A 10,181-nucleotide genomic window follows, 5' to 3' on the forward strand; every position below is an offset into this window, starting at 1 on the left:
CCGGCATTTCCAGAGGGTGTGCCTTGAGTCCGATGATTGGTGCGAGCTTATTGCACCATGTTGATAGCTATTTTGCCTCCAGGGAAGAAATATTTTATGTGCGCTATATGGACGACTTTTTGCTATTTACCCGTACCCGATGGTCATTACGGCGGATGGTTAAACAGCTGGCGACTTTTTTTGATCTGGGCGGATTCAGTACTCACCCCGATAAAACCCAAGTGGGGAAAATTGAGCATGGATTTGATTGGCTGGGGTTATGGTTTGGTGCCACGGGGCCCACCATAGCGCCACGAGCGTTAGAGAACCATCGTGCACGCCGTGTGCGGCTTTATGAGCAAGCCAGACGTAAGAGACTGTCAGCGACAGAAACGGACGTACTGGTGCAGGCGTATGAGGCACGATGGAATACATGGGCAGAGGGTATGCTGGCGGCTGGGCGATATAAGCGCGGCTGAAGATATCGTTTGCCTAAAATACAAGAAGTATTAAAAGTGAAACGAACATGAAAGCAACCGTAAAGTTCTATCCGCTCATCGCCGTCGTCGTTGCCCTGTCATGGTCTACCCCCGTAGCCGCGTATAATGAATGGCCGGCTGGCGATCTCGTGAACGTTCAATGGACAGGGATAAACCGCCTGTCTGCCACAGTCGCAAACGTGGGACGCACACGCTGCGAACATACTGGCTGCGGTGCGGTTTACTACGGGGTCAAATACGAGGGACAAGACTGGAAAAAGGTGACAGGCGATGGGCTACCACAGTGCGATCAGTGGACCGACCTCGACATATGCTGGAACGGGAAAACCGTGACCTTCGTAGGACTGTCGAACCAAAAAATCGAAAAAGTGCGCGTACAAACAATGATAAGGCAGTCGCTGGGGAACATCGATAGCGACGGACAAATGCCTCCGCGTCCTGAGGGGTGCACATTCGATAGCCAATCGATCAAACTAGGCGACATGCACCCCGGGCAGACCGCAAACGACCGCCGTGACTCTGTACGCGTCAAATGCGGTATGACGACCGACCTCCATATAACCATTGTGACACCAACGATCACCTACACTCCGGGTGCGGTTTCTACGATCTCCGCACCAACGAAACTCCGTGTAGACGACGGCGTGCCAACCGCCGTACCGATAACGATTACTACGCGTGTGGATCCCAGTGACGTCGTGGCGGGATCGTATACGCAAGCAATAGTGCTGAAGATAGAGCCCGACTAAACCTCCCACCAGGCCGGTGAGCCTATACAAGGGCTGAGGACCTATATCCAGCGACGTGCAAGACGGGACTTACCTGCAATCCGTGAATGGGTCCAAACCCGATTAGTGCGTGCAAATCTGTCGGTGCCGACAGATATCCTGGATACCGGTAATGAACAAATACAAATTCTCTAATGGTCGAGGGGGCAGTGCCTCTAAGACGCCGATATGCGGTTAATAACCTTTTAGATAATGTGGTTAATAAGGTTTTGTGTGATTGCTCTAAATTATTTAATCCTAATTTTTTGCATTTAATGATGTTATTTAGAGCATAAATCTATTTATTTGATTTTGTCAGATTGATTATCTATAAATTCACATGTAAACGATGCAATTATCAAATGACGGGACATGTCTTTATCATGTCTTTAATCAAGTGTTTGGCCCTATTGTTGCTGAGCAAATTGAACAGTACTGTTCGAGTGAAGTGCTACCAAGGCTAAGTAAAAAAGAATTTTGCGATTGAAAATAAGCGAGTTGCAGTTGCTATGAAAAATCCAGATAACGCCACCCATATCAGCATGGGTAGATGCTTACCAATGGCTGTGCCTTTGCCGATGTAATGCTCCCGCCAATGCAGGTGTGTGGCACTTACGCTTCCACTGGGCAGCGCAAGGGATGCGCTGGTATTGAAGTGGGTCGCTTTGCAAGTCGCGAAGGATTTACCGGTTCATCAACGGTGCGTGCACGTAAAAGGGCATGGTGGTGTTAGAAGGTCAATTGCTGATGTCGCGGCTTGTTTGCAGCACGAAGAGTGGCGTTTTGTCTATCGTACAGATATTCGTGGCTACTACCGCCATATTCGCAAACAGCAGGTATTAAGCCAAATCAACTGGCGTGTTCAGTCTCCCATCCTCAGAGACTTGCTAAAGCAATACCTCTATTACAGTGTTGAAGACGGCGGTGAAATTCATACGCCAATCACCGGCATTTCCAGAGGATGTGCCTTGAGTCCGATGATTGGCGCCAGCCTATTGCACCATGTTGATAGCTATTTTGCCTCCAGGGAAGAAATATTTTATGTGCGCTATATGGACGACTTTTTGCTATTTACCCGCACCCGATGGTCATTACGGCGGATGGTTAAACAACTGGCGACTTTTTTTGATTTGGGTGGTTTTAGTATTCACCCGGACAAAACCCAAGTGGGGAAAATTGAACATGGATTTGATTGGCTGGGGTTATGGTTTGGCGCCAAGGGCCCCTCCATAGCGCCACGAGCGTTAGAGAACCATCGTGCACGCCGCGTGCGGCTTTATGAGCAAGCCAGACGAAAGAGACTGTCAGCGACAGAAACCGACGTACTGGTGCAGGCGTATGAGGCACGATGGAATACATGGGCAGAGGGTATGCTGGCGGCTGGGCGATATAAGCGCGGCTGAAGATATCGTTTGCCTAAAATACAAGAAGTTAAAAGTGAAACGAACATGAAAGCTTTTGAAATAAAGGGGCGCCCGCCGACCGGCCCCGTCATCCTGCTCCTTGGGTGGCTAACGCAAATGACCGGATTGCACGCTGCCGTGGGTGATCTGACTAACCCTAGGTGGGAGGACCGGACTACGCTGACCCTGACTGTCAACCTCCTTGGCCAGCGGAATTGCAACTTCCCGCATGGGCATCTCTATAGGTGCGATCTCGAGGGGTACCAAGTCTTGTATGATGATACTGGCACGTGGCAATCTGTCAACGGGTCAGGCCTCCCCGAAATGTGCGCCACCGTGCTGAATAACTGTACGCGAGGTCGGAAGGCCGCGTTCCAGGGGATCCAAAAACAACGAACTGTAAAACAACTGCAGGTGATATATAAGGAGTACGAAGGGGGAGCTCGTTCTTACCACCAATCGCACCTATACCCAGAGCCACCTCCAACACGATGCGCAACTGAGGCCACCGCGATAACGCTTGCAGCAATGCATCCCGGAGAGAGTCAAACCAAACAATGGCTGGGTAACGTCCGAGTCCGATGCGATAACACAACTGACCTCCGCATCGCCATAGAGACACCCATAATTACCTACGCGCCGGGGGCTGTGTCTACGATCACTGCACCAAAAACCATCCGCGTCGACGGCGACGCGACAACCGGCGTACCTATAACGATTAAGACGCGAGTGGATCCAAGCGACGTCGTGGCGGGATCGTACACACAATCGATAATACTGAAGATAGAGCACGATTAAACAACCCACAGGCCGGTGAGCGTATCACAAGGGCAGAGGAGCTATCGCCAGCGAGGCAAAGACGGAACCTTACCAGAAATCCGTGATCGTGTCCGAGCCTGATTAATGCGTGCAAATCTGTCGGTGCTGACATGTGTCCTGGAAATCGCTAATGAACAAATACAAATTCTCTAATGGTCGACGGGGCAGTGCCACTAAGATGCCGATATGCGGTTAATAACCTTTTGGATAGGGTGGTTAATAAGGTTTTGTGTGATTTTTATAAATTATTTAATCCTTTTATTCTTGAGTTTAACTATGTTGTTTAGAGCATAAATCTATTTATTTAATTTTATCGGATTAATTATCTATAACTTAACACATAAACGATACAATTATCAAATAGCGGGAAATGTCTTTATCATGTCCTTTATCAAGTGTTTGGCCCTATTTTTGTCGAGTCAGTTGATAAGTGTTGTTCGAGTGAAGTGCTCCCAAGGTTTAGCAAAAAAGAATTTTGCGATTGAAAATAAGCGAGTTGCTATGAAAAATAATGATAATGCCATAAAAAATAAAACCATCTATCTAATTGATGAGGACAACTTCTTTAGCCTGGGGTTAAGTTCTCAATTAGCTGATAACGGTTTTGATGTCTTTTGTAGTAACAAGCAAGGCAAAGAGCTGGTCTCAGATATCGCAGCGAGAAAACCTGATATTCTGCTTATCGGTAATGATAAAATCCTGTCAGATAGCTATGACTTAATGAGTATGATGCCAACAATCTCACCCTCTTCTGTGATTATTCTTTTTTCCTCTTTGGTGAACAGTGAAAGCTGTTTTTCATTGTACCGGAAATTGGGGCTGGCCAGTTGTATATCAAAGAAGGATAAATTTGCCAGTATTTATAATGTCATTAATGTAGTCAGCACTGGGTTTGCCTGCTTTCCCTATAATTCAAAGAAAAAAAACAGTGAAATGGAAAAAAAAGGCGTATCTGAACTGGAGTTAACGTTATTGAAGAGCATACTTCAGGGTAATGATAATGATAAGATTGCAAAAAAGATTTCGGTGCCAATAAAACGCGTGAGTGCTTTAAAAATAGGGCTAATGAAACGATTGGGGGTTAATTCGACCGTGCATTTAGTGATTAAAGCTCAACAGTTACTAGCAGTGTGAAATTTATATTTTTTATCCTAGGGTAATACACCCACTGTAATGACTCTAAAATTAGATATGAATTAAATTTGTTTTATCAATAATGTATTTGCAGATAAATCCCATCGGAATGACGTTTTGTCCTAAATACTTATTGATAAAACTCTGTAAAATATGTCCATATAATTGATTGATAATATATTAAGCATTAAATAATACAGGTATTTAAAGATGAGTAATACTCAAACTAAGTTAGGGAAAGTACGCGCACCACGCGTTCAGATTACCTATGATATAGAAAACGGTGGTTCAGAAAGTAAGAAGGAACTTCCTTTAGTGTTAGGTGTGGTTGGTGATTTTGCTAAGCAAGAAGAATCGCTCAGAGATCGCCGGTTCACGCACATTGATAAAGATAATTTCAATGATGTTATGGAAGGCCTAAGTCCAAGTATTGAATTACAGGTTGATAGCACCATTCCGGGTAAAGATGGGCAATTAGCGGTTTCTTTGCAGTTTAATTCGATGGAAGACTTCTCACCTGAGAATATCGCCATGCAAGTTGAACCTCTAAAGAACTTGCTGGCTCTTCGCGAGCAATTAACCGAATTACGTAATCGCACAGCCAGTAATGATGCTTTAAAAGACCAACTGGTTGAACTATTGAATCAACAAGGAAATACCAACCTTGATGATCCACAAGGGGATTTGAAATGAGTGATATTCAAATCCTGGATGCAGTTTCTAAAACTGAACTCCCACGCGATTACCTTGATCAAATTATTGATGATACCCAAGCTATTCGTCGCGAGGAAGATCGCGGTAAATTAAAGCATCAGCTTGATAATTTTCTGACTGATGTTGCTTCTGGCGCAATTATTGTTTCTAACGATTTGGTGGGCAGCATAGAGGCACGTATTGCTGCTATTGATGCGCTGTTATCTGCGCAGGTGAGCAATATTATCCAGGCACCGGCATTCCAGAAAATGGAATCTTCCTGGCGTGGGTTACATAAGTTAGTGCAGAGCAGTACCACCGAAAATACCAAAGTTCGTCTGTTTAATTGCACCAAAAAGGAATTGGTACGTGATTTTAAATCAGCTTCTGATTTCGATCAGTCTTCCCTATTCAAAAATATCTATGAGAGTGAATACGGAACTTTCGGTGGCGAGCCATTCTCGGCTTTTGTCGGCGATTTTGAATTCGATGCTATGCCCGAAGATGTTCAACTGTTAGAGCAAATTTCTCATGTTGCTGCAGCGGCACATGCGCCATTTTTGACAGCAGCAAGTTCTGGCATGTTTGCTATGAACTCGTTCTCGGAAATGCCGCGTCCACGCGACTTGGGTAAATTATTTGATACCTCTGATTATATTCGCTGGAAATCTTTCCGCCAAACCGATGATTCGCGTTACGTTGGCTTGACCTTGCCGCGAGTGATTGGTCGATTACCTTACGGAGCGAAAACGGTTCCTATTGAGATGTTCAATTTTGAAGAGAACATTGATGAAGACAAGGGCGGCGACAGCTACCTATGGGTCAATGCAGCTTATGAATTGGCGGGCAGAATAGTTGAAGCTTTTGAAGAGCACGGCTGGAGTGCAGCGATCCGTGGTGTCGAAGGTGGTGGCTTAGTTAAAGCATTACCGACCTATAACTATATTTCGCAAACTGGCGAGAAAGTCATGCAGTGTCCAACCGAAGTGGCCATTTCAGACCGCCGGGAAAAGGAACTTGCAGATCTTGGTTTTATCCCATTGGTGTATTGCAAGGGCACTGACTATGCTGCTTTTTTTGCCGTTCAATCAGCCAATAAACCGCGTAAGTATGAATCAGAGCTGGCTAATGCTAACGCAAGGCTTTCCAGCCAGTTGCAATATATTCTGACCACATCGCGTTTTGCGCATTATCTGAAAGTTATTGTGCGCGATAAGGTCGGCAGTTTTATGTCTAAGTCAGACTGTCAACATTTTCTGCAGAATTGGATTAATCAGTATGTTGTTGGATCTGACGATGCTGGCCCGATTATAAAGGCTAGTCATCCATTGCGTGACGCAACTATTGAAGTTGTCGATGTGCCGGGTGCGCCCGGGCATTATCGTGCCGTTGCTTATTTAAAACCCCATTTTCAGTTAGAAGGCCTAAGCATGTCACTACGCCTTGTTGCTGAGCTCCCTGCATCTACGGGTGCATAATAATTAAACTTGTAAGAGAAACTATTTATGGCTGAAGTTAAATCGTTATTCATTAAATTCCCCGATATTAAAGGTACTGTTAAAGTTAAAGGATATACAGATTATATTCCTATTAATAATTTAAGTTTTACCACATATGCCAATATTAACCCTAACGATGCAGGTGTATTAGCAAGTTCTGGTGTTCAAATTGATGATGTCAGGTTTGAGAAGATTGATGATTTTAATTCCGATGAGCTTCTTAATTCGAAAATACTCAGTAATGAATCTTTCAAGGAAGTTGTCATTGTCAAGGTGACTACAAATAAGGGTAAAATAATTGAGAACCGGAAAATCACTCTAACGAATGTTTGCATTTCGAGTGCTACAACTAACATGTTAGATGATGGTGTTGCTGTTAACATTTATTCTCTGGCTGTTTCATCGTTTAAACGTGAGTCACATACTGTCGCGAAAGATGGTAATGTTCTGAAAATAGGGCCTAAAGGTTACGATTTTGTAACTGCAGAAGCCCAGTAAGTTCATTATAATGACAGCGTGGCAACACGCTGTCATTTAGAGATAATGAAATATGCACTCATTATTAATCAGTCTTTCAGATAATAACGTGGATGATAGCCAGCAGTCAGGATCAATAATGGGAGCTAAAAATAGCATACTTTCTGCAGAGATTATGATGATTTTATCTACCAGACCTTGTGAGAACAATATTTCTGATACTCCATGGGTTAACTCGTCAATTTTAAATTATGGCGTCAGTGATGTATTTGAACATGATATTCATAAAATAGATATTGCCGCTATTTTAGCAGCACGCATCAAGACGGCATTGATTCGTTTTGAACCTCGGTTACATGATATCCAGGTTACAGCTGAAAATAAAAATGGGTCATTCTATTATTTCATCATACAAGCAAAGTCTATTGATGGGCCGGTGTGTTATCGGATTATGTGGGACGATGTAATAAGTCGTTTTTCTTTATTGGAGTAACGAGTGTAATCATGTTAGCGACCAAACTGCTGGCTTATTATCAGCGAGAACTCTCCACTTTAAAAAAATACGGCAAAGCATTTGCGCTCCAGTTCCCTAAGGTAGCACACCGCTTGGGTTTGTCTGAAGGCTCTTCAGAAGATCCGCATATTGAACGATTAATTGAGTCCTTTTCGCTGATCTCGGCTCAAATTCAGTTGCGGCTGGATGAAGATATGCCAGAGACGACCGATGCCTTGCTAACGGTAATGGCGCCACAGTTTGCCAGGCCTTTTCCCTCGGTGTGTATTGTGCAGATGGAGCCTGATGTCAAAGTCGGGGCCTTAACCGAAAGCAATGTTATAGCGGCCAGAACTGCGCTGTACAGCAAAACGGATAGCGGGCGCACCTGTAAATTTCGCACCTCGTATCCGGTGAATTTGCTACCAGTGAACCTGAGTCATGCCGGTTTGCAGCTTGATGAAGAAGAGATGATATGGCGTTTGACGTTGCAACTGCAGGTCTGGCCCGGGGCCATATTCAGTGGGGAGTCAGTCCGGTTATTCCTCAATGGTTCGAATGCCATGGTCAATATTATTTATACCTTGCTGTGCAGTGAAGTGCTGTCTTTTTCATTACTTCATCAACAGCAATCTTATGATTTATTACCTGAGGGAATACAAGCGGTTGGCTTTGCAAAAAATGAAAACTTGTTGGCAACAGATTCTCGGGTGTCGCCAATACACTCTTTATTGCTGGATTATTTTCTTTTTCCACAAAAGTTTCATTTTATTGATTTACTTTTGCCGCCCGGTTTTTCGGCTAATAGCCAAAGCAAACTGACTTTTGTGATTAAGTTCAATCGTGGTAGCACCGCTCGCCAGTTGGAGACAATGGCTGCATCCGTTGATGAAAGCCTTTTCAAACTGCATTGCACGCCAGCCATCAATTTATTTGAGCAAAGAGCAGAACCCATTGCTCCGCTGCATCAAATAGCGGAATACCCGGTGGTGCCCGATATTCGCCATCAGGACTCTATCGAGGTGTGGTCTATTGATCGGGTGCAGGCCTTATGTAAACAGGGTAATGACACCCAGAGCCGCACGGTTTATCCCCTGTTTGGGCTAGACCATTCAGGGCTTAGCACCGAGAACAATATTTTTTGGCAGGCAATGCGGCGGGAGTCTGTTCATGACGGCGCGATCACTTCGGCTCTGTTTATCGCCTTTTCGGATCGCAGTGAGCAACCGCTGTTACCTGAGAGCGATATTATTAGCCTACAGCTGACTTGTACCAATGGTGACCTGCCCTCCACCTTGCTCAATGGCAATCCTGGCGGTGATTTTGAGTCAGAGAACCCGCTGGCGGGGGTCAAAATTAATGCCTTAACCCGCCCCACACGAGTAGTGAACGCGGCAACAAAACAGGGCGCTCGCTGGCGGTTAATTTCACAAATGTCTCTCAATCACATGCTGTTCAGTGGCCCGGAGGGCACGCGTGTCCTCAAAGAGACACTGGCTCTGTATAACATCACCGAAAAGCCCTCGGTTCAGCGATTAATCAACCTTATCCAGCAGGTGGAATCACGGCCGGTGACGGCGCGATTAGTGAAGAATGACCCGCACTCGCTGGCGCGTGGTGTTGAAATAACCATCACTTTTTCGCGCGATGCAGAGCAAGAAGTTGAGTATTTTTTACTGTGCCGCTTTATCGATGGTCTGCTGGCGTTGTATGCACCGGTCAATAGCTTTTCCCGCGTTATCACTTGTATTGATTCCGTTGAGGGCAGCACTCGTGACTGGCCAGTGAGTGCGGGCAGGTTGTCGTGGATCTAAGCAAGGCACTCAGTAAACATAACTTTTTCCAGCAAGTGCGCGCCATGCTGCGGCAACTGAAAAAGTCGAGCAGCATCAAGCCCAAGCAGTTGCTTGAGGAACAGCTCTATTTTGTATCGCCATTATCCCTTGAGGCACAACGGGGTGAGGTTGGCACCATCAAGCCGTTGGCTGACAATCGCTGGCAGGTGCAGGTCGCCTCTCATGGTTTAACCGGGGCGATGGGAGCGCTGCCGACCGCCTATACCGAATGGCTGATCGAGCGCTATTACCGCTATGGCGATACGGCGGCTAAAGCCTTTTTTGATATTTTTAATCATCGTCTGCAATGTTTACGTTATTTGGCATGGCAGAAATATCACTTTTATGCCCAGGCAGAGTTTGACTCCGCCATGCCGCTGAGTGCCGCTATTCGTGGGCTATCGGGGTTTAGTGAAGGGGAACCCTCACTACAAAAAGAGCGAGTTGCAACTCTCTTTGCCCATTCGGTGCGCTCCATGGTCAATCTGGAGACCTGGCTGAAAACGCTGTATGGCGTGCCGGTGAAAATAACGCCGTTTACCGGAGGATGGCGCAAGATGGCACCTTCGTTTTGCTCACGCC

10 protein-coding genes are annotated in these 10,181 nt (G+C 45.5%); all 10 read left to right on the forward strand.

The window, feature by feature from the left end; genetic code table 11:
* Window positions 1-458: reverse transcriptase domain-containing protein (locus ACNSO8_RS03880; RefSeq protein WP_418393880.1), on the forward strand; the 458-nt coding region annotated here is incomplete at its 5' end.
* Between the two features lie 47 nt (window positions 459-505).
* The gene (locus tag ACNSO8_RS03885; RefSeq protein ID WP_418393881.1) at window positions 506-1,228 is read left to right on the forward strand and encodes a hypothetical protein; all 723 of its coding nucleotides are present in this window, start codon (window positions 506-508) and stop codon (window positions 1,226-1,228) included.
* Between the two features lie 623 nt (window positions 1,229-1,851).
* Window positions 1,852-2,649: a reverse transcriptase domain-containing protein gene (locus ACNSO8_RS03890; RefSeq protein ID WP_418393882.1), complete on the forward strand. Its 798-nt coding sequence runs from the start codon at window positions 1,852-1,854 to the stop codon at window positions 2,647-2,649.
* 1,200 nt (window positions 2,650-3,849) lie between these two features.
* Window positions 3,850-4,602, forward strand: a complete 753-nt coding sequence (locus tag ACNSO8_RS03895; RefSeq protein ID WP_418393883.1) for a hypothetical protein — start codon at window positions 3,850-3,852, stop codon at window positions 4,600-4,602.
* Between the two features lie 210 nt (window positions 4,603-4,812).
* Entirely contained in the window at window positions 4,813-5,295 is a 483-nt protein-coding gene (gene tssB, locus ACNSO8_RS03900) for a type VI secretion system contractile sheath small subunit (RefSeq protein ID WP_418393884.1), read from the forward strand.
* Window positions 5,292-6,773, forward strand: coding sequence for a type VI secretion system contractile sheath large subunit (gene tssC / locus ACNSO8_RS03905; protein ID WP_418393885.1), 1,482 nt, complete (start codon window positions 5,292-5,294; stop codon window positions 6,771-6,773). The genes tssB and tssC overlap by 4 nt, the downstream gene beginning before the upstream one ends.
* A 27-nt stretch (window positions 6,774-6,800) precedes the next feature.
* On the forward strand, window positions 6,801-7,292 hold the full coding sequence (locus ACNSO8_RS03910) for a type VI secretion system tube protein Hcp (protein WP_418393886.1): 492 nt from the start codon (window positions 6,801-6,803) through the stop codon (window positions 7,290-7,292).
* 118 nt (window positions 7,293-7,410) lie between these two features.
* The gene (locus ACNSO8_RS03915) at window positions 7,411-7,764 is read left to right on the forward strand and encodes a GPW/gp25 family protein (protein WP_418393887.1); all 354 of its coding nucleotides are present in this window, start codon (window positions 7,411-7,413) and stop codon (window positions 7,762-7,764) included.
* 11 nt (window positions 7,765-7,775) lie between these two features.
* A complete protein-coding gene (tssF, locus tag ACNSO8_RS03920; protein ID WP_418393888.1) occupies window positions 7,776-9,578 on the forward strand; it encodes a type VI secretion system baseplate subunit TssF in 1,803 nt (600 codons plus the stop codon).
* Window positions 9,569-10,181: type VI secretion system baseplate subunit TssG (locus ACNSO8_RS03925; RefSeq protein ID WP_418393889.1), on the forward strand; the 613-nt coding region annotated here is incomplete at its 3' end. The genes tssF and ACNSO8_RS03925, both read left to right, overlap by 10 nt.

This window comes from Yersinia sp. LJYL362, from assembly GCF_048323875.1.

Bases quoted from the DNA above. Each gene is read 5' to 3' on its own strand.
- ACNSO8_RS03885 (WP_418393881.1), top strand. From the start codon at position 506: ATGAAAGCAACCGTAAAGTTCTATCCGCTCATCGCCGTCGTCGTTGCC.
- ACNSO8_RS03895 (WP_418393883.1), top strand. From the start codon at position 3,850: ATGTCCTTTATCAAGTGTTTGGCCCTATTTTTGTCGAGTCAGTTGATA.
- tssB (WP_418393884.1), top strand. From the start codon at position 4,813: ATGAGTAATACTCAAACTAAGTTAGGGAAAGTACGCGCACCACGCGTT.
- tssC (WP_418393885.1), top strand. From the start codon at position 5,292: ATGAGTGATATTCAAATCCTGGATGCAGTTTCTAAAACTGAACTCCCA.
- ACNSO8_RS03910 (WP_418393886.1), top strand. From the start codon at position 6,801: ATGGCTGAAGTTAAATCGTTATTCATTAAATTCCCCGATATTAAAGGT.
- ACNSO8_RS03915 (WP_418393887.1), top strand. From the start codon at position 7,411: ATGGGAGCTAAAAATAGCATACTTTCTGCAGAGATTATGATGATTTTA.
- tssF (WP_418393888.1), top strand. From the start codon at position 7,776: ATGTTAGCGACCAAACTGCTGGCTTATTATCAGCGAGAACTCTCCACT.